Origin of the sequence: Crossiella sp. CA198, from assembly GCF_052078295.1 — a bacterium.
Classification (GTDB): Bacteria; Actinomycetota; Actinomycetes; order Mycobacteriales; family Pseudonocardiaceae; genus Crossiella.
The window spans coordinates 137,402-154,650 of record NZ_JBQJIM010000015.1 but is presented as its reverse complement, the minus strand read 5'-3'; the positions used below and the strand labels follow the sequence as shown (position 1 = coordinate 154,650).

At 70.2% G+C, this 17,249-nt stretch carries 16 protein-coding genes, 1 tRNA gene and 1 pseudogene; 7 read left to right on the top strand and 11 right to left on the bottom strand.

Translation table 11 applies throughout. The annotated features are described in order from the left end of the window. Positions 1-29: 29 nt before the first annotated feature. Both ACTOWY_RS25380 and ACTOWY_RS25375 read right to left on the bottom strand, forming a co-directional pair. Positions 30-359: a pilin gene (locus ACTOWY_RS25380; protein WP_247757894.1), complete on the bottom strand. Its 330-nt coding sequence runs from the start codon at positions 357-359 to the stop codon at positions 30-32. 161 nt (positions 360-520) lie between these two features. Further along, positions 521-1,510, bottom strand: a complete 990-nt coding sequence (locus tag ACTOWY_RS25375) for a hypothetical protein (RefSeq protein WP_441312172.1) — start codon at positions 1,508-1,510, stop codon at positions 521-523. A gap of 522 nt (positions 1,511-2,032) precedes the next feature. On the opposite strand from ACTOWY_RS25375, the gene ACTOWY_RS25370 reads away from it, so the two are divergent. The 7 genes and pseudogenes from ACTOWY_RS25370 to ACTOWY_RS25340 all read left to right on the top strand — a co-directional run. Further along, positions 2,033-3,025, top strand: a complete 993-nt coding sequence (locus ACTOWY_RS25370; RefSeq protein WP_441312171.1) for a hypothetical protein — start codon at positions 2,033-2,035, stop codon at positions 3,023-3,025. Continuing rightward, positions 3,018-3,977: a DNA methyltransferase gene (locus ACTOWY_RS25365; RefSeq protein WP_441312170.1), complete on the top strand. Its 960-nt coding sequence runs from the start codon at positions 3,018-3,020 to the stop codon at positions 3,975-3,977. The genes ACTOWY_RS25370 and ACTOWY_RS25365 overlap by 8 nt, the downstream gene beginning before the upstream one ends. A gap of 188 nt (positions 3,978-4,165) precedes the next feature. Continuing rightward, positions 4,166-4,984, top strand: a complete 819-nt coding sequence (locus ACTOWY_RS25360) for a recombinase family protein (RefSeq protein WP_441312169.1) — start codon at positions 4,166-4,168, stop codon at positions 4,982-4,984. Next, positions 4,984-6,234, top strand: coding sequence for a DNA-methyltransferase (locus tag ACTOWY_RS25355; protein ID WP_441312168.1), 1,251 nt, complete (start codon positions 4,984-4,986; stop codon positions 6,232-6,234). Before ACTOWY_RS25360 ends, ACTOWY_RS25355 begins: the two co-directional genes overlap by 1 nt. Next, positions 6,231-7,355, top strand: coding sequence for a DNA-methyltransferase (locus ACTOWY_RS25350; protein ID WP_441312167.1), 1,125 nt, complete (start codon positions 6,231-6,233; stop codon positions 7,353-7,355). Before ACTOWY_RS25355 ends, ACTOWY_RS25350 begins: the two co-directional genes overlap by 4 nt. A gap of 215 nt (positions 7,356-7,570) precedes the next feature. Beyond that, a complete protein-coding gene (locus tag ACTOWY_RS25345; protein ID WP_441312166.1) occupies positions 7,571-7,711 on the top strand; it encodes a hypothetical protein in 141 nt (46 codons plus the stop codon). Positions 7,712-7,784: 73 nt separating this feature from the next. Further along, positions 7,785-9,074 (top strand): annotated as a pseudogene (locus ACTOWY_RS25340) (recombinase family protein); the annotation flags it as partial. 30 nt (positions 9,075-9,104) lie between these two features. Here ACTOWY_RS25340 and ACTOWY_RS25335 read toward each other — a convergent pair. From ACTOWY_RS25335 to ACTOWY_RS25295, 9 genes are all read right to left on the bottom strand, one after another. Further along, on the bottom strand, positions 9,105-9,230 hold the full coding sequence (locus tag ACTOWY_RS25335) for a hypothetical protein (protein WP_441312165.1): 126 nt from the start codon (positions 9,228-9,230) through the stop codon (positions 9,105-9,107). Between the two features lie 467 nt (positions 9,231-9,697). Continuing rightward, positions 9,698-9,771 (bottom strand) — tRNA-Leu (locus ACTOWY_RS25330). Between the two features lie 51 nt (positions 9,772-9,822). After that, positions 9,823-10,752 (bottom strand): DMT family transporter, encoded by a 930-nt coding sequence (locus ACTOWY_RS25325; protein ID WP_441312269.1) that lies wholly within the window; start codon positions 10,750-10,752, stop codon positions 9,823-9,825. Between the two features lie 107 nt (positions 10,753-10,859). Then, positions 10,860-11,810 (bottom strand): alpha/beta fold hydrolase, encoded by a 951-nt coding sequence (locus ACTOWY_RS25320; RefSeq protein ID WP_441312164.1) that lies wholly within the window; start codon positions 11,808-11,810, stop codon positions 10,860-10,862. Positions 11,811-11,821: 11 nt separating this feature from the next. After that, a complete protein-coding gene (locus ACTOWY_RS25315; protein ID WP_441312163.1) occupies positions 11,822-12,532 on the bottom strand; it encodes a TetR/AcrR family transcriptional regulator in 711 nt (236 codons plus the stop codon). A gap of 50 nt (positions 12,533-12,582) precedes the next feature. Beyond that, on the bottom strand, positions 12,583-13,806 hold the full coding sequence (locus ACTOWY_RS25310) for an FAD-dependent monooxygenase (protein WP_441312162.1): 1,224 nt from the start codon (positions 13,804-13,806) through the stop codon (positions 12,583-12,585). Positions 13,807-13,894: 88 nt separating this feature from the next. Next, entirely contained in the window at positions 13,895-15,307 is a 1,413-nt protein-coding gene (locus tag ACTOWY_RS25305) for a purine-cytosine permease family protein (protein ID WP_441312161.1), read from the bottom strand. Further along, the gene (locus ACTOWY_RS25300) at positions 15,304-16,236 is read right to left on the bottom strand and encodes a PfkB family carbohydrate kinase (protein ID WP_247757906.1); all 933 of its coding nucleotides are present in this window, start codon (positions 16,234-16,236) and stop codon (positions 15,304-15,306) included. The genes ACTOWY_RS25305 and ACTOWY_RS25300 overlap by 4 nt, the downstream gene beginning before the upstream one ends. After that, entirely contained in the window at positions 16,233-17,234 is a 1,002-nt protein-coding gene (locus tag ACTOWY_RS25295) for an ADP-ribosylglycohydrolase family protein (RefSeq protein WP_441312160.1), read from the bottom strand. Before ACTOWY_RS25295 ends, ACTOWY_RS25300 begins: the two co-directional genes overlap by 4 nt. Positions 17,235-17,249 lie beyond the last annotated feature (15 nt).

The window sequence follows — 17,249 nt, the reverse complement described above, 5'->3', positions numbered from 1 at the left end:
TGTGTCGAGGAGCCTGCTGGTGTTCACGGTCAGGCCCCGACGATCTTCTTGAGGATCTCCACCACCAGTGGCGCCAGCAGCGCCACCAGGTAGCCCAGGCCGGCGCACTTCATCGCCAACTTGCCTTTGGCGGCCTCGCCCGGGTCCCCGCCGGACATGCTGTAGCGGGCGCCGCCGATGCTGAGGAACAGGGTCGCGACCGCGGCGAAGATGCCCAGCAGCCAGAGCTGAATTCTGCTCAGCACCTCCTCCAGCGACTTGGCCAGCGCCAGCACGCCGACCGGGTCGGCCTGCGCCGACGAGGCCATCCCCAGCAAACCCAGGGCAATCGCCGAGAGGACCAGCAGCCAGGTGCGCACGGTCCGACTTCGTGGCGTCCGAGGCGTAGTCGTCCGAGGACCCTGGGCAGGGGCAGCCGGGTCAACCGGGCCGATGGCGGTGTTGCCGAGCCAGGGACGAGTGCACCGTCGACCGTCCGAGCCCGGGGTCGCGGGTGGCGCGACGGTGCGCGAGGGCGGGGTCAGGCACATGGGGGCACCTCCGAACAGCGCGGCGAGGCCGGAGTGGTCCCGCACCCCTGAACACCGGATTTCGGGTCCGTTTTGGACATGTGGCGGCGAACTTTGCGCGGACGAGTTCCCAGCCGAGCAGACACGGACAGTGATGGCTCGTCGGTGTCGTGGCCGGTGCACTGGCAGGTGGTGACTGGTCGCGCCAGGGCGATCGCGACGGCCACGCGGTTGGTCAGAGAGTCGGTCGGCTCGTCGTCAACAGCGTCGTCACGCAGGTAGGCGAGCAGTCGGTTCTCGGCGCGTTTGCGGGTCTTGTACGCCGCCCACAGCGGTGTCTGGTGGCGGGCCGCCCAGTCCGACAGAACCACGTTCTCCAGCCGGGTCGTACCGATCAACTCGGCTTCGGCCGGGGTCAGGACTTCCTCCGCGACCGCGCGCGCCAGCACCAGATCCGGATGCCCCCACGGCGGGTGCGGCGGGGTCGAACGGAAGCCCGGAGCGACCGGAATCGGACCCGCCAACGCTTCGGTGAGCGCGTCGTGGCCGGACCGGTAGGCGTCCCACCGCAACCGGAGCATGATCCGCGGTCGGCGCACATCGACGGTCGACAACGCGGCCAGGAAACCGCGCAACACCTCGGCAGCCAGGTCCGCCGGGTCACCGGGGAACCGGGCGGACAGCGACGCGGCGACCGAGGTCAGCGCCGGCAGCGCCACGCCGACCGCGGCGACTGTCCAGCGCGACCCCGAGATCCGCGAGCGCAGTACCAGGTGCGCCCACACCGCGTCCCGGGTGGCCTGCGTGCACCGTCGGGCCAGCAGGTGGTCACGCACCTCGTCCAGCGGCAGTCGGCGAGGCGGCAGGCGTGGAAACAACCGGCCGTCCACGGAAATCGGTTCCGGCCCCATCACCAACCAGGTAAAGGCGTCGCGTGCGACATCCAGGGAGTTCACCGCGGTCGCGACTTCGGGATCGCGAGCCCACAACTTTGCTGCCATGACGTGACTCCTGCGGCATCGAGGTCAACAACGCCACCAGGAAGCCATGGCCACTACTACTTAAATACTAAAGATCATGAACAAATGATCTATGCGACTGCCATTCTTTTACTAATTCACCATCAAACACCAACACACGGAGATCGACTTCAAAGAGTCGGCGACGATCTCAAGCTATTCACGTTAGCTACCCTGAACTGGTCTTTAGTTTTGACCTAGCAACCATCCTGCCACCATGGGGGGGACTGCACCCAAAGCTTCTCAAGATCACTTAAGTGATCATCTCCGGTCGTGGAAAAATCTTGAAAGTCGTTTCGTTTCCACATCCGCGACGGACATGCTTGACGATGCAGTCGGCGCGTCGTCACTACTGAAAGGCGGTCGACACCCCGGCAACTGCTCGGACTGTTGAGCGTCATCCGCGGGCACGGAAAAAATCCTCATGACGTGTCCAAAACGGGGCCAAAAAAGGGCTTTAAGGAGTGACAGTAAAAACGCCCCAGACCCGTCCGGGAGCCACCCATGATCCACGGCAACGGCAGCGACCATGACAGCGGCAACTCCGGTTCCCGCCACACACGACGTCTCGAACGGACTCGTGCCTCGGCCTCTCCGCCACGGCGACGAACACCCCGGCTGCCGTTGTCGCACCGGCTCCCGTCCACAGTCTGGCCCTGCGCCCAGGGCGAGCAACGCGAAGGCACCGGACTGCTCGCCGACTGGTTGCTGACCGCCGTGGTCAGGATCGTCACCACCTACACCGAACCGGGCCACCGGGTCCTCCTGCTGGCCCCACCGAGCGGCTCCCGACGGACCGCCTCCGGTTCGTCGGCGGTCGGCGGCGGCCGGGGTCACGGTCCGTACGCCGGACTGCACGAGGCGGCCTGGACCGTGGTCCGGCTCGGTCGCGGCGTCCAGACCTACACGGCCGGTCCGACCGACAGTCCGGCTGCCAGTCCGACCGATGCTGGCATCGCCGAGCGGTCCGATCCGCCAGTCCGGGCATCGGACTCGGACCGACACCTTGGCGACACCAGTCCGGATCCCGGCGACACCGGCCGATCCGACTCACGCACTCCGGTCGAGCCGACCGGACGGCGGGCGGCCAATCCTCCGGACCGCTTCGACCTGATCATCACCACTGTCAACCCCCAGGCTCCGCGTTGGGTGCGCACACGGGACTGGGATCGCCTGCTGACCGTTCACGGCATCCTTGCAGTCATCACACACAGTGACCGTCGCGCGGGGCGGCTAACCGATCCCACGGGAATGCTCGTGCGCATTGTCCGGGCTGCCGGGCTGACCTTTCGCGATCACGCGGCGCTGCTGTGGGTTCCCGTCCGGAGCGGTGCGCTGGACACCGGCGCGGACTCCGCGACCGACCATCACCTCGTCCCGGCGAGCGTGGTCGGCGCACCGCAGGCACCCGCACAGGTCCACTCCGATCTGCTCATCTTCACCAGGCTCCCGAGCCCCGCCACGGCCACCGGCGACAGGGAGACCTCTGATGTCTGATGGGGTGGTCAGTCCTGGCCCCCGCCCCCAGGCGGCGGCGGAGAAGTTCAACAAAGCAGCTTCGGCGGCGGTGCGGCCGGCGGCGCTGTCGGTGTGGCAGACCGGGCAGCACGATGAGATCGGCCAGCTGCGGGACGGCGGCTACGTGGCTGACACCGCGGCTGACGCCGAGCGGGTCGTGCCCGCAATCGCCGTCTACGCCATCACGACCTACAGCCAGCCAGGTGAGGTAGTGCTGGACCCGGACTGTGGGGCGGGCACCGTTCTGGTGGAAGCGCTGCGCGCGGGTCGGCACGCCGTCGGACTCACTCCGAACGCCCGCTGGTGGAACACTGCGCGCGCCAACGTCACGGCCGCCAAACGCCACGGCGCCTGGCGAGACGGCTCCGTCCTGGACGGTAAGCCGCAACTGCTGGCGACTGTGCGAGCGGCCGGACTGGCCGGTCGCGTAGGACTGGTGCTCACCACCCTGCGCCTCCACGGCGGCTGTGACCTTGGTGGCGGCGATCCGGACAACGCCCTGACGAGTCTGACCCGGACCCTGCGGCACTGTCGGCCGCTGGTGCGCCCCGGCGGGCACGTCATCGTCATCCTCCGGCCGAGGCGGCACGCCGGGGCGCTGCTGGACCTGCCGAGCCCGGTGCTGGCTGCCGGACAAACAGCGGGGCTCATCCCGGCCGCGCGCTGCGTGGCCCTGCTGGCGGAGCTGCGCGGCAGCCGCTTGGTCACGTGCGCGTCGCTCGCGCAACGCCGGGCCACCGCCCGCGACCGCGCCGCCGGTGCGCCGACACTGCTGCCGGTCCATCACGACGTCTTGGTGTTCCGCGTCCCCGCCCTGGCCGAACCTGTTGCCCTCGCCGCCGCCGGAGGCCACCTGCCGGCGATGCTCTCCACGCCAATGCGGAGGCCCGCGGCCGAAGCCCACCACGGCTGCCGGGGGCGAGCCGCATGAGCCGGCGCCCGTATTGCCGTGAATGCGGCTGGCACCCCCACTACCGCCGCCAGCGGGCCGCCGTGCGCGCCGCGCGCCGACACCGGTGCCCACCCGGCACACCGCACCCCCGCAGCCAGATCACCCACTGCCCTGACACGGAGTCCGTCTCCGGTGCCCTGCCGCCACGCGACGAACAGGACCTTCACATGATCGAGCACACCCAGCCCACACCGGCCTCGGTGACCGGCACGGCACCGGATGCCACGGTCACCGCCCGGGGAGTCCGGCGGAGGTCGGCCTGGCTCCTTGCCATGATCACCCGGTGCCCCTTCCGGCGACGCTCGGCCTCCGACGACCGGTGCGGGGAACCGTCCGTCCCACCGGCCACGCCCGAGCCCATCGGCACCGCTGGGACCGCCACGTCCCGCACCGCGGACGCACTGCCGCAGCGGGTACGCGACGCGGTGCTGGCCGACTACCACGCCGAGAACATCCGGCGCGCACGTGACGCCGTAGCCGAGTTGATCCGCGCCGGCTTCCACCTCGGGCCGACGCCCTACGGCTACCGCGCTGTCCCGGTGCGCGGCCCGGCTCGGTCCAGCCGGGCAGGCCGTCGGGTCCGACTCGTCGCGGACCCCGTCACGGGTCGGGTGGTGAGTGCGATCTTCCGCTGGCGAGTCCACGAGCGGCTCGGCCACACGGCCATCCTGGCCCGGCTGACCGCCGACCCCCATCGGTACCCGGCCCCCACCTCCCCTGCCACTGGACAGCCCGGAACCTGGGCCGCCTCCACAATCCGGCACATCCTGGCCAATCCGCGCTACACCGGATGCCAGGTCCACGGACGCCGCGTCGCGGGCAGAGCTGTCCCGCCCCAGGCGTGGGTGCGCTCAGCGCCCGACGCGCACGAGCCGCTGGTAGCGGAGGCCACCTTCGCCCGCGCGCAACACCGCGCGCCCCGCCGTAAGGCCGTCGGCCAGGACACCGCGGAGCGGGATGGCATCGGGCCGGGGAGGGCCGTGTGATGCGCGCTCCGTACTTCACCGATTCGCAGGTCACCCTCTACACCGGCGATGCGATCGAGGTCTTGTCCGAGCTAGCCGACTCCTCGGTGCACTGCGTGGTCACCTCGCCGCCCTACTGGGGCCTGCGCGACTACGGCACCGGCACCTGGATCGGCGGGCGAGCCGACTGTGCGCACTCCACCGGCCCCTGCGCCAACTCACTCCCGGCTCGCGGTACGGAAGTTGGCGCTCCCGCCTCGCCAGCGAACCGCGGAGGGAATCCGCCGGCGTGCCCGCGGTGCGGGGCGGTCCGCCAGGACCGGCAGTACGGATTGGAGCCCACACCCGAGGCGTACGTGGACACGCTGCGCGCGGTGTTCGCCCAGCTGTCACGGGTGCTGGTCGACACCGGCACTGTGTGGCTCAACCTCGGCGATTCCTACAGCGCCGAGCCACCCGGCCGGACCCGCGACCCGATGCGCAACAGCACGCTGTCGGGCCGGTCGGCGGCGGCGCACTTGCGGGAATCGGTCCGTCACGCTGACGTGCACCGCACGCGCGGTGTTCCCCGCAAGAACCTCATCGGCATGCCGTGGCGGGTCGCGTTCGCTCTCCAACGCGACGGCTGGATCCTGCGCAACGCGATCGTCTGGCACAAGCCCAACGCCATGCCCGAGTCCGTTCGCGACCGGCTGTCCAATCGCTACGAGTTGCTGTTCCTATTCGTCAGACAACCCACCTACTGGTTCGACCTCGACCCGGTCCGTGAGCCCCTGAGCCGTCCGGAGGCGCTCACCGAAGGAATCGTCATTGGCGGCGGGAAAGGCCAGCACGCCGGACTCGACGCCACCGCGCGGCGACGCGGCCACGCCGTCTACGGCACGTCCGGCAAGTACCACGACACGGCCGCGTTCACCGGCAACCGGCCCGGCCACGCGATGCGCCCTACCGGCAGGCAGCACACCGCCGGTCATCCCCGTGGCAAGAACCCCGGTGACGTGTGGTCCATCACCACCAGGCCACTGCGGGCCGCGCACTTCGCGGCCTTTCCCCTCGACCTGCCGCAACGCTGCATCGCGGCGGGCTGCCCACCGGGCGGCGTCGTGCTCGATCCGTTCAGCGGCGCGGCCACCACCGGACTGGCCGCCCGCAGCCTGGACCGCACCTACCTCGGCATCGACCTCAACCCGGCATTCCACGACATCGGCCTGGACCGGCTCGGGATCGTGCGCAGCGACCACCCCGCCCCCCTGGACCGGAGGGCGTCATGAACACCCCCGGAGTCCGCGACGCCGCAGGGCCGACGCGGCGACCATTCCCCTCCACCACCATCGCGCCCACCGCATCCGGCGACCATGCCCGGCATACCCCGGCCGCCTACCACCTTGACCGCGACTTCACCCTCTACGCCGGAGACGCCCTGCGAATCCTGCGCGGGTTGGACGACAGCACCGCTGACTGTGCGGTGACCTCCCCGCCGTACTGGCGCCTGCGCGACTACGCCACCGCCATCTGGACCGGCGGCGCCCCGGACTGCCCACACCCCAGCGATGACGAGCATCTGCTCACCTCGGCGAGTCAGTCCCGCCGCTGCCGGCGATGCGGCGCCACGAGTGTGGACGGTCAGTACGGGCTGGAGTCCACCCCCGCCGCATACATCGACACCCTGCGTCAGGTCTTCGCCGAAGTGCGACGTGTCCTCACACCCGCGGGGACGCTGTGGCTCAACCTCGGCGACAGCTACTCCGCGAACTCCGACGGCTACTGGTGCGCCCAGCCCGGCCAGGACCGGCAACCCCGGTTCCGGCCGGCGGCGGACGTGCCGGTGAAGAACCTGGTCGGGATGCCCTGGCGGGTCGCGTTCGCGTTGCAGGACGACGGTTGGATCCTGCGCAACGCGATCATCTGGCACAAGCCCAACTCCACCCCCACTCCGGTCCGTGACCGCCTGGCCTGCCGCCACGAACTGCTGTTCCTGCTGACCCGGCAAGCCCGGTACCACTTCGACCTCGACCCCATCCGCCAACCGGTCGTCAGCGGCGGGCCGCCGTGTGACATCGCGCAGGCTGCCCTGGCACGGGGCAAGAACCCCGGAGATGTCTGGTCGATCCCGACCCGGCCACAGCGGCACGCCCACCCCGCCGCGTTCCCGATCGAGCTGCCCCTGCGCTGCATCGCGGCCAGCTGCCCGCCTGCCGGCATGGTGCTCGATCCGTTCAGCGGTACCGGCACCACCGGCCTGGCTGCCCGCCACCTTCACCGCCGCTACATCGGCATCGATCTCAATCCTGCCTTCCACGACATCGCCCTCGGCCGCCTGCGCCCTGACGACCGGGCGGTGGCCAAGACCCGGCAGCACGGCGACGCCGAGCGAGTCGACGGAAGGTGGTGACAGTGGGTGGAATCCGTGACGAGCAGGCCCACTCGTTCGGGGCCTCCGTATCGCCGTCTCCAGCGTTAGGCTTTCGGGCCCATAGGAATCGAACAGATGTCGCGGCGGCGTTTCCATTCCCGGACCGATCCGCGGACACGGGCAGCGCCGACGCCGCTACGACTTGGCGTTACGAGCAACCGGTCCGCGGTGGAAGCCGCCACTTCGTCGGCGAAGTGGCCTACGTCAGGGGGGCCGAAGGCCAGCGGCTACGTGGCGAGCTTGCCGCGGTCATCGCGGTTCTCCTGCGCTGGGCAGGGCAACAGCAATCCCTGCCGGAGCAGCGCGGACTAGAAGAAGACGACCGCGCCGCGTGACGTGACATACGCCCGCGAGAACACGACAGCCGCGACTCGGTTCGCAAGAAGAAGGAGAAGGTGACCGTAGATCATGAGTATCGAAGACGACCTCGTGGTCAATCCGCTCTTGCGGACGATCGAACAACGCAGCACAGCCGAAGTCCCCGAGTCGGGGCCATCCGGTCTCTCCGACTACGCGGTGTCGCCGCTGGGCACGTCAACCGCGGCCCTGATGCGCGATGAAATCCGTGTCGCAGTGCTCGGTCGGACTTCGACCGAGGACCAACAAGACCCTCGGCAGTCAATGCTGCGGCAGGTCGGCAACTGCAAGACCGCGCTTCCGGCATCGTGGGTGATCGTCGCCCACTTCTACGACGTCGAGTCAGGCCGCATGGAGCTGGATCAGCGTGGCCAGCGGAAGGACTATGAGCGGTTCGACATCCCGATCGCCCGTGACGGTGGAATCGCGGACCTGCTGGCCGAAGCCGCGCACCCCGGCCGACGGTTCGACGTGGTGATCTGCGAAAGCATCGCCCGTGTCGCGCGTCGCCTATACGAGGGTCTATCGGTTGAGCGGGCGTTGGAGCACGCCGACGTGCCCCTGTTCGCCTCCAACGAGCCCATCACCCTCACTGGCAGTCGCGCGCAACGCGTGCTGCAACGCCGGATCAACCAGTCCATCGCCGAGTACGAAGTCCTGAATACTCTCGAACAGTCCTGGGGCGGTTTGTGCACCCACGTGCGCGAGGGCTACAACATCGGTAAGCCTCCTTACGGATACAAGGCTAAGGTCATCCCACATCCCAACCCGATGAAGGCGGACAAGGGGCACACCAAGAGCCGGCTTGAACCTGACGGTGTCCACGCCGAAACGGTCACGCAGATCGCCAACTGGCGTTACCACGAAGGGCATGGCTACGGCACCATCGCGGACCGGCTAAACTCCGACCCGGCGCGATACCCGCCGCCCGAGCCGGCCGGCGGCAAACGGGCACGAGGGGCCTGGGGCAAGACCAGCGTCTACGAGATCCTGCGCAACCCGAAATACACCGGATACCAGGTGTTCAATCGACGCGCGTCCCGCTCGAAGCGAGGCAAGGTCAACGACCCGATCAAGTGGGTGTGGTCGCCCAAACCAGTACATGAGCCGTTGATTCCGAAATGGATGTACGACGAACTCAACGCCCGGCGCCAAGAACGCCGAGGCTCGCGCGCCGACAACAAACCCAACGTGCATCCTCAGACTCGCCGCACCTACGTATTGCGCGGCATGGTCTTCTGCGGCTGCGGACGGCGGATGTACGGTAGCCACCGGCACAACAATGCGTACTATTTGTGCTGGCCCAAAAGCAACAATCGTGGCCGTCCCGATACGTATACAGGCCACCCCAAGGCGGCCTACCTTCGCGAGTCATCCATCCTCGACGCGGTCTTCCAATTTCTCGCCGACCGGGTCTTCGGGCCTCGGCGCCGCGAGATCCTCGCTGCGGATCTGGACGGGCTCGACGACCGTGCCGCTCAACAACGCCAGGCCCAACGCGAACGACTACAGCGGGTCCTCTCCGATCTCACCCGCCGCCAGACCACCGTCCTACGTCAGGCGCAGGAAGGCGACCCCGACGACCCCTTCGCTCAGGGCCTGCGCACCACCTACAACGAACTGGCCGCCCAGAAGAAGACAGCGCTGACGGCGGTGGCCGACCTCGACGCTGCCGATGAGCGCGAAGCCGACACACCCAGTGTGGACGACATCGCTCTCCTTGACGCTCTGCCCTATCTCAAGCTCAACCTCACCGAGGCACCCGAAGAGCACATCAGGCGCCTGTTCGAGACCATCCGGCTCGCCGTACGGCTGATCGAGGACACCGATGAGGTGAAGGTCGAAATCCGGCTCCCGGCGGACGACCTACCACAGGTCTCCAACCAGGCAGAACGGACCGGCCACGCCGTGCCATCCCCACGGGTTCCTGCTCATCGAGCAGGCACCCGTGGGGATGCTGTACGTGCCCCGGGTGGGAGTCGAACCCACACTGGACGGATTTTGAGTCCGCTGCCTCTGCCGGTTGGGCTACCGGGGCCTTCCGGGCACAAGCACCATACGCGATCACCGCCCCGCGCCGCTGACGGGGTCACCCGGATCGGGTTGGCGTGGTGTTCGGCGGACTGGCCCGCACACCCCGCCTGCTGAGCCGCCCGTGTGCGGCCAGGATGCCCAGCAGCACCAGGGCGGCGCCCACGGGCTGGTGCCAGGCAACGGGTTCGGCCAGGACCAGGACGCCCAGCAGCACGCCGACCACGGGCGTCACGTAGGTCACCGCGGCGGCGTTGGTGGCGCCCCAGTCGCGCACCACCGCGGTGTTCCACACGTAGGCCAGGCCGGTGCCGAAGGCGCCCAGCGCGATCATGCTCAGCAGCACCGGTAGCGACAGATTCCCCGGCGTGCCAAGGAAAGGCGTGGTCAGCAGCATGAGCGCGGCGCCGATGGTGACCTGGATGAAGGCCATCGTCACCGCGGGCACGTCCCGGTCGCCGAGGAAGCGGCGCAGGTAGACGAAGGCCAGGCCGTAGCTGGTGGTGGCGCCCAGGCAGGCGAGCTGGGCTGGCAGGTCGCCGGTCAGGTCGGCGGTGAACGGGCCGATGATCACCAGCACCCCGGTGAAACCGAGCAGCAGGCCGGTGAGGCGGTCCCGGGTGAGGCGTTCGGTGCGCAGCAGGGCGGCGGCGAAGGCGGTGGTGGCGAGTGGGGTGGTGGCGTTGTAGATGCTGGCCAGGCCGGAGGACAGCCGGGTCTCGGCCCAGGCGAAGAGCAGGAACGGCAGCACGCACAGCAGCACCGAGACCACGGCCAGGTGCGCCCACAGCCTCAGCTCGCGCGGGATCGCCTGGCGGGTGGCCAGCATCAGCACGCCGAGGGTGAGCGCGCCCAGCAGCAGCCGCCCGCAGACGATCTGCGCCGGGCTCAGCTCGGTGAGCGCGACCTTGATGAACAGGAAGCTGGCACCCCAGGCCAGGGCCAGCAGGCCGAACTGGACCGGGGTGCCCAGCCGGGCTCGGGTCATCGGCACGCTGCTCCCTCCGCGGCACCCGGCGCACACCGGGGCCGGGAGGGAGTCAACTCGCCGTGCGGACGGGTTGTCCGGCGGGAATCAGACCGCGAGCTGTCGGCTCACAGCCCGCCCAGGAACTCCAGCAGCGCCTTGTTGACCTCGTCCGGGCGCTCCTGCTGGGTCCAGTGCCCGCAACCCGGCAGATCGACGACCCCGCGCAGGTCCGGCAGGATCTTCGGCAGCACGTGGTCCATGAACTCCGGCGGGTAGAAGGCACGCACCAGGTCCCGGTCGCCGCTGATATACAGGGCGGGCGCGGTGATCCGGGCGTTCTGCCAGGGCGCGGTCAGTTCCCAGTTGCGGTCGATGTTGCGGTACCAGTTCAGGCCGCCGGTGAAGCCGTTGCGCTGGTACTGCTCGGTGTAGGCGTCGATATCGGCCTCGGTGACCCAGCCCGGCAGCGTCTCCGGGTCGGGCATCGCGGCCAGGAATCCACCGCCCTGGGCGAGCGGGGCCGCGGCCGGGTTCGCGCCCTCGCCGGAGGTGGCGGCCAGGGTCTTGCGGAAGGCGCCGCGGACATCGGCGTTCAGCTCGGCGTCGGCGACACCCGGTTCCTGGAAGTAGATCTGGTAGAAGCCGTCGCCGAAGCGCTCGCGGGCGGCGACCAGCGGCGGCACCGGGCCGCGCGGGCCGGGCGCCACGCTGAGTCCGGCCACGCCGCGGACCAGGTCCGGCCGCAGCATCGCGGTGTGCCAGGCGACCGGGGCGCCCCAGTCGTGGCCGACCACCACGGCCTGCTGGTGGCCCAGCGCCTCGATCAGGCCGACCACGTCGCCGACCAGGTGGAAGATCGAGTAAGCGTCCACATCGGACGGCTGGTCGGTGCCGCCGTAGCCGCGCTGGTCCGGCGCGACCACGTGGTAGCCGGCCGCGGCCAGCGGCTCGAACTGGTGCCGCCAGGAGTACCAGCTCTCCGGGAAGCCGTGCAGCAGCAGCACGAGCGGGCCCTCGCCCTGCTCGGCGATGTGCATGGTGATGCCGTTGACGGACACTTCACGGTGCTGTGGCAACGAGATTCCCCTCATTCCGTGGTCGTGACGATGGTGGCCAGCACGGCCGCTCGTCGTTCGTGCAGCAGGGTCAGACCGGCCTCGGCGGTGGCGCGGACCTCCGCGGCGGTGGCGGTCTCCGGGCCCAGCAACGCGGTCACCGCGCCCGCCATGACCGCCTCGGGATCGGCGACCTCGATCTCGGTCAGCGCGTGCGGGTGCGCGGCCACCTGGAAGAAACCGGCGGTCATCGCCCGCAGCGCGTAGGCCTGCTCGTCCAGCGGCCAGTCGGTGCGGGCCAGGTGGTGCGCCCGCCACACCGGCAGCACCGCGTACATCAGCGCGCCCGGCCCGAGCGCGCCGACCAGTTCGGTGCTGCGCGGGTGTTCGGCCAGGATGCCGAGCATCTCCACGTCGCCGGTCTGCAGCGCGCGCACGATCGGGCGTTCCAGGGCGACCCGGACCAGCAGCGGGACCAGCCGGTGCGGGCGGGCGGTGTCCGGATCGTCGGTGAAGCGCCGGCTGAAGTCGTCGACGACCTCCAGGAAGTCCCTGGCGAACAGCCCGACGAACAGGTCCTCCTTGGTGCCCCAGTACAGGTACACCGTGCCCTTGCCGACGTGCGCCTTCTCCGCGATCTCGGCGATGGTGACGCCCTTGACCCCGCGCCGCAGCAACAACTCCCTGGCCACGCTGAGGATGCGGGCGGCTTTCACCGAGTCGTGTTCGACCAGTTGAGCCATCACCGATCCCTTTCCCCAGCCCGGCCACCCGCGGTCGCGGGTCCACTCCATCATGCCCGCGCGATGTCCAGCTCCTTCATGCGACTCGCCTTCCCGCCCTCCCGCATGGCCTGCAGCAGACGGCCGATCAGCGGCCACTTCTGCCCGCGCATGAGCACCTTGCGCAGCCCGATCTGGAACCGGCTGGTCGGGGTGAAGAACGCCTGCTGGTCCAGCCCGTTCTGCTGGTAGTACTCGATGCTGGGCCGCAGTTTCGCCTCCCATTCCGACAGCGCCCGGTCCAGGTCGCCGGGGTGGCGTTCCAGCATGGTGCCCAGCAGGTCCGCGCCTGCCAGACCGGCCGAGACGCCCATGCCCGCGTACAGCGTCACGCACCAGGCCGAGTCGCCGAGCAGCACCACCCTGCCGTTGTGCCAGCGGTCCATCCTGACCTGCTCGACCGAGTCGAACAGCAGCTCGTCCGCGGTTTCCATGGCCCGCAGCGCCTCGCCCAGCGCCCGCCCGGTCGGCCCGGCGCCGAAGACCGTGCGCACCCGCTGCACGGGTGGTTCGGCGAACTCGGCGTCCACGTCCTCGGTGCGGTAGGACAGCAGCACGGTGGGCGGGTGGTCGGCGAACGGGAAGATCCACATCGACCGGCCGGGTTCGAGCAGGGTGACGCCGTCCTCCTGCGCGAGGTCGGTGAGCGGGCCGGGCAGCTGGAAGGCGGCGATCATGAAGTTGAGCCGTTTCAGGTACCGCTCGTGCGGTCCGAAGACCAGCGAGCGCACCGTGGACCGCAGCCCGTCCGCGCCGATGACCAGGTCGAACCGCTCGGTGCTGGTGTGCCCGTGCACGGTGTTCCGCAAGGTCACGTCCACGCCGTCGGCGTCTTGGGCGATGGCGGTGGGCACGGTCGAGTAGCGGATCTCCACGTCATCGGGCAGCGCGGCGAAGGCGGCCCGTTCGACGTCGCCGCGCAGCATCAGCCTGGGCAGTCCTGGCAGGTCCTTGAAGCCCAGTCCGCGCCGCCGGTTGCCCGCGCGGTCGATGTCGAAGTTGACCCCGTCGGAGGCGGTCCGGTCGGCCATCCCGTCCAGGATGCCCAGCCGTCGCGCCGCCGCCCTGCCGGTGCCGAACAGGCCGACGAAGTACCCGCCGGAGCGCCTGGCCGGGGCTTTCTCGATCAGCACCAGCTCCCAGCCCGCCCGCCGCAACCGCAGTGCCGTGGCAATTCCGCTGATGCCCAGTCCGACCACCAGAGCGCGGCGGTCGCGGGGGTTCGTGGTGTCCATGAACCCAGGTTAGACCCAACTGACCAGATTCGTCATTTGGTCAGTTCGTGGCCTGCGTCACCTCCGGCAGGGTGGGTGAACAGGAAGATCAGGCCTGCGCGGCGCGGGCGCGGCGGCCGGTCGGCAGGGTGCAGGCGAAGCCGAGGACCAGGGCGAACAGCACCCCGAGGTTGGCGCCGGACCAGTTCGCCGCCAGCCCCAGCGGCTCCAGCAGATACCCCTGCCAGCCCAGCCACCCGGCCGCCGAGTTGGTCACCAGCCCCCACCCCAGCCCGGTCGCCAGCACGATCAACGCCACCGGCCCCCACCGGATGTCGCCGTACCGCCCGGCCGGGTCGGACAGGTCCGCCTCGACGTACTCCCGCCGCCGGGTCAGATCGGCGAGCATGATCCCGCACCAGGCCGCCACCGGCACGCCCAGCGTGGTCAGGAAACCCTGGAACTGGCCGAGGAACTCACCGCCTAGGAACACCAGGTACACCGTGCCGAGCACCATCAGCACGCCGTCGATGAGCGCGGCCACCGGGCGGGAGACCCGGACACCGGCGGCGAGCAGGGCCAGGCCGGAGGAGTAGATGTCCAGCACCGCGCCGCCGACCAGGCCGAGCACCGCGACCAGGGCGAAGGGCACCAGGAACCAGACCGGGAGCAGGGTGGTCAGGGCGCCGATCGGGTCGGCGGCGATGGCGGTGTTCAGCTGCGGGGAGGATCCGGCGAGCAGCAGGCCGGAGAGCAGCAGCACCACCGGGGCCAGACTGGCGCCGAAGGTGGTCCAGCCGATCACCGAGCGACTGGGGGTTTCCCTTGGCAGGTAACGGGAGTAGTCGGCGGCGGCGTTGACCCAGCCGAGGCCGAAGCCGGTCATCAGGAACACCAGCGCGCCGACGAACTGCTGGGCGGAGCCGGCCGGGATGGCGGTCACCGCGTCCAGGTGGATGTGCCCGGCGACCAAGCCCAGGTACACCAGGGTGAGCAGGCCGGTGATCACGGTGATCACGGTCTGCAGCCGCATGATGGTGGCGAAGCCGAGCACGCCCGCGCCGACCACCAGCACCGTGACCACCAGCAGTGCCAGCACCTTCGTGGTCGCGCCGCCACCCCAGCCCAGGCGCTCGAACACGGTCGCGGTGGCCAGCGTCGCCAGGGTGGCCAGCACGGTTTCCCAGCCGACGGTGAGCAGCCAGGAGATGGCCGAGGGCAGCCGGTTGCCGCGGACGCCGAAGGCCGCGCGGCTCAACAACATCGTCGGCGCGGACCCGCGTTTGCCCGCCACCGCGATGAAGCCGCAGAGCAGGAAGGAGAACACGACGCCGGCCAGCGCGGCGAGCACGGCCTGGCCGAAGGAGAGGCCGAAGCCGAGCACGAAGGAGCCGTAACTGAGGCCCAGCACGGAGACGTTGGCGCCGAACCAGGGCCAGAACAGCTGCCGGGGCCTGCCGTGCCGGTCGGCGTCGCCGATCACGTCGATGCCGTGCGTCTCGACCTTGAGCGCTTCGTTCATGGCGGGAACCCCGTTCCGACAAGCTCTTCGATGTCCGCGCGCACCGGCGCGGTGGCCGGCCCGTGCCGGGTGACCGCGATCGCGGCGGCCGCGTTGGCGTACCGGGTCGCCTCCAGCATCCCGCTGCCGCGCAACAACTCCGCGAGCAGCGCGCCGCAATGCGCGTCCCCGGCCCCGTTGGTGTCCACCGCGTCCACGTTGAACCCGGCGACCGTGGTGATCCGCCCATCCCGTTGCAGCAGGCAGCCGGCCGGCCCGTCGCGCACGATCACGGTGGCGAAGCTGGGCACCAGGGTGGCCAGCGCGGCCGCGGCGGCCCTGGTGGTGTTGGTGCGGGAGAGTTGTTTGGCCTCACGGGCGTTACAGCTGAGAATGTCCACTCTGGACAGCACCGCGGTGAGGTCGGACCAGACGATCTGCTCGACCAGCGGGCCGGGGTCGAACAGCACGGTGGGGCCGGGCAGCCGGGCCAGCCAGCCGAGCAGCGCCTCCCGGTTGGCCCGCTGCAGCAGGCTGTACCCGCTGATGTAGACCATGTCCGCGGCACTGGGATGCACCCGGTCCAGCTGCCCCGGTTCCAGCCTGCCCTCGGCGCCGACGCCGGTGACGAAGGTCCGCTCGCCGGTCTCCTCATCGACCAGCGCGACCACGATCCCGGTGTCCGCGCCGGGGGTGGGCGGGTTGGCCACCAGCACGCCCTCGGCGGCCATCGCGGCCCTGGCCAGGTCGCCGAAGCTGCCGGTGCCGTGACTGCCCGCGTAGAGCACCTCGGCGCCGGAGCGGCAGGCCGCGGCCATCACGTTGAACCCGCCGCCCGGGGTCAGTTTCACCGCGGAGGCAAGCACATCACCGCCCAGGGGTGGCAGCCCGGACACACTCAGCACCAGGTCGACCACGACCTGGCCGGTGTGCACGAGCTGCCCGCTCACGCCCGGCCCCGGAGCGCGAGCAGCCCGGCCACCAGCGGATCCAGGGTGAGAGCGTTCACACGGAGCACCTTAGTGGTCAGATCCGTTGGCAGCGCGGCACTTCCGTGACAGGCGCCGAGCATCGCCCCGCAGATCGCGGCGATGGTGTCGGTGTCCCCACCCAGGTTCGCGGCCAGCAGCAACGCCGCCAGGGGCCGCTCGCCGAGGGCCTCGGCCAGCGCGAAGGCGGCCACCACGGATTCCTGCGCCGCCACCGAGGTGCCGATCACCTGCCCGATCGCGGGACCCAGCTGCCCGGACGGGATCCCGCGCACCCACTGCCGCGCCCACCTGATCCGCGGCCCGATCTCGGCGCCTGCCACCCAGTGCCCACGCCGGGCCCCCACCTCCGCGCCTTGTTCGCCCAGGTCAAGGGCTTCGGACAGCCCGGCTCCGGCGATCCCGGCGGACACCGCGGCGGCGACCGCGACCGCCGCGCCGAGTCCGAGGCTGGTGTGGTGGGTGACCCGCGCGGTCTCGGCGACCACCTCGGCGAGCCGGTCGAGATCCTCCGCCGGGGTGGCGATGCCGACCGGGGCGACCCGCATGGCCGCACCGTTGGTGACCCCGTCCCGCCCGGTCCGCTCCGGCGACTCGCCTGCCGCGAGCCGGGTCAGGGCCAGTTTTGTCGACGGGCCAAGCAGATCCGCCGATCCGCGGCTGATCATCCCGGCCTCCCAGGCGAGCAGCGCCTGGCCGTACACCCCGGGGTCCACCCGCCCGCCGCCCGCGATCAGCAACCGGGCCAGCAGCAGTGCCTGTTCGGTGTCATCGGTGATCGTTCCGGCGGGTTTTCCGGGCACGATCGGTTGGGCGGCAACGGCATCGACCAGGCCGGTGATCTCGCCGTAGTGCGTGGCGATGTCTGTCGGCGACATCGCCTGGGTGGGCATGCCGAGCGCGTCACCGAGGGCGAGCCCCAGCAGGGCCCCGCGCGCCCGGCCGGCCCGTGAGTGCATGTGCATACCTGTACA

What these genes read in the sequence shown, in the direction of transcription:
- ACTOWY_RS25350 (WP_441312167.1), top strand. Translation starts at nt 6,231, where the DNA reads ATGAACACCCCCGGAGTCCGCGACGCCGCAGGGCCGACGCGGCGACCA.
- ACTOWY_RS25310 (WP_441312162.1), bottom strand. Translation starts at nt 13,806, where the DNA reads ATGGACACCACGAACCCCCGCGACCGCCGCGCTCTGGTGGTCGGACTG.
- ACTOWY_RS25365 (WP_441312170.1), top strand. Translation starts at nt 3,018, where the DNA reads ATGTCTGATGGGGTGGTCAGTCCTGGCCCCCGCCCCCAGGCGGCGGCG.
- ACTOWY_RS25325 (WP_441312269.1), bottom strand. Translation starts at nt 10,752, where the DNA reads ATGACCCGAGCCCGGCTGGGCACCCCGGTCCAGTTCGGCCTGCTGGCC.
- ACTOWY_RS25355 (WP_441312168.1), top strand. Translation starts at nt 4,984, where the DNA reads ATGCGCGCTCCGTACTTCACCGATTCGCAGGTCACCCTCTACACCGGC.
- ACTOWY_RS25305 (WP_441312161.1), bottom strand. Translation starts at nt 15,307, where the DNA reads ATGAACGAAGCGCTCAAGGTCGAGACGCACGGCATCGACGTGATCGGC.
- ACTOWY_RS25370 (WP_441312171.1), top strand. Translation starts at nt 2,033, where the DNA reads ATGATCCACGGCAACGGCAGCGACCATGACAGCGGCAACTCCGGTTCC.
- ACTOWY_RS25295 (WP_441312160.1), bottom strand. Translation starts at nt 17,234, where the DNA reads ATGCACTCACGGGCCGGCCGGGCGCGCGGGGCCCTGCTGGGGCTCGCC.
- ACTOWY_RS25315 (WP_441312163.1), bottom strand. Translation starts at nt 12,532, where the DNA reads ATGGCTCAACTGGTCGAACACGACTCGGTGAAAGCCGCCCGCATCCTC.
- ACTOWY_RS25360 (WP_441312169.1), top strand. Translation starts at nt 4,166, where the DNA reads ATGATCGAGCACACCCAGCCCACACCGGCCTCGGTGACCGGCACGGCA.
- ACTOWY_RS25375 (WP_441312172.1), bottom strand. Translation starts at nt 1,510, where the DNA reads ATGGCAGCAAAGTTGTGGGCTCGCGATCCCGAAGTCGCGACCGCGGTG.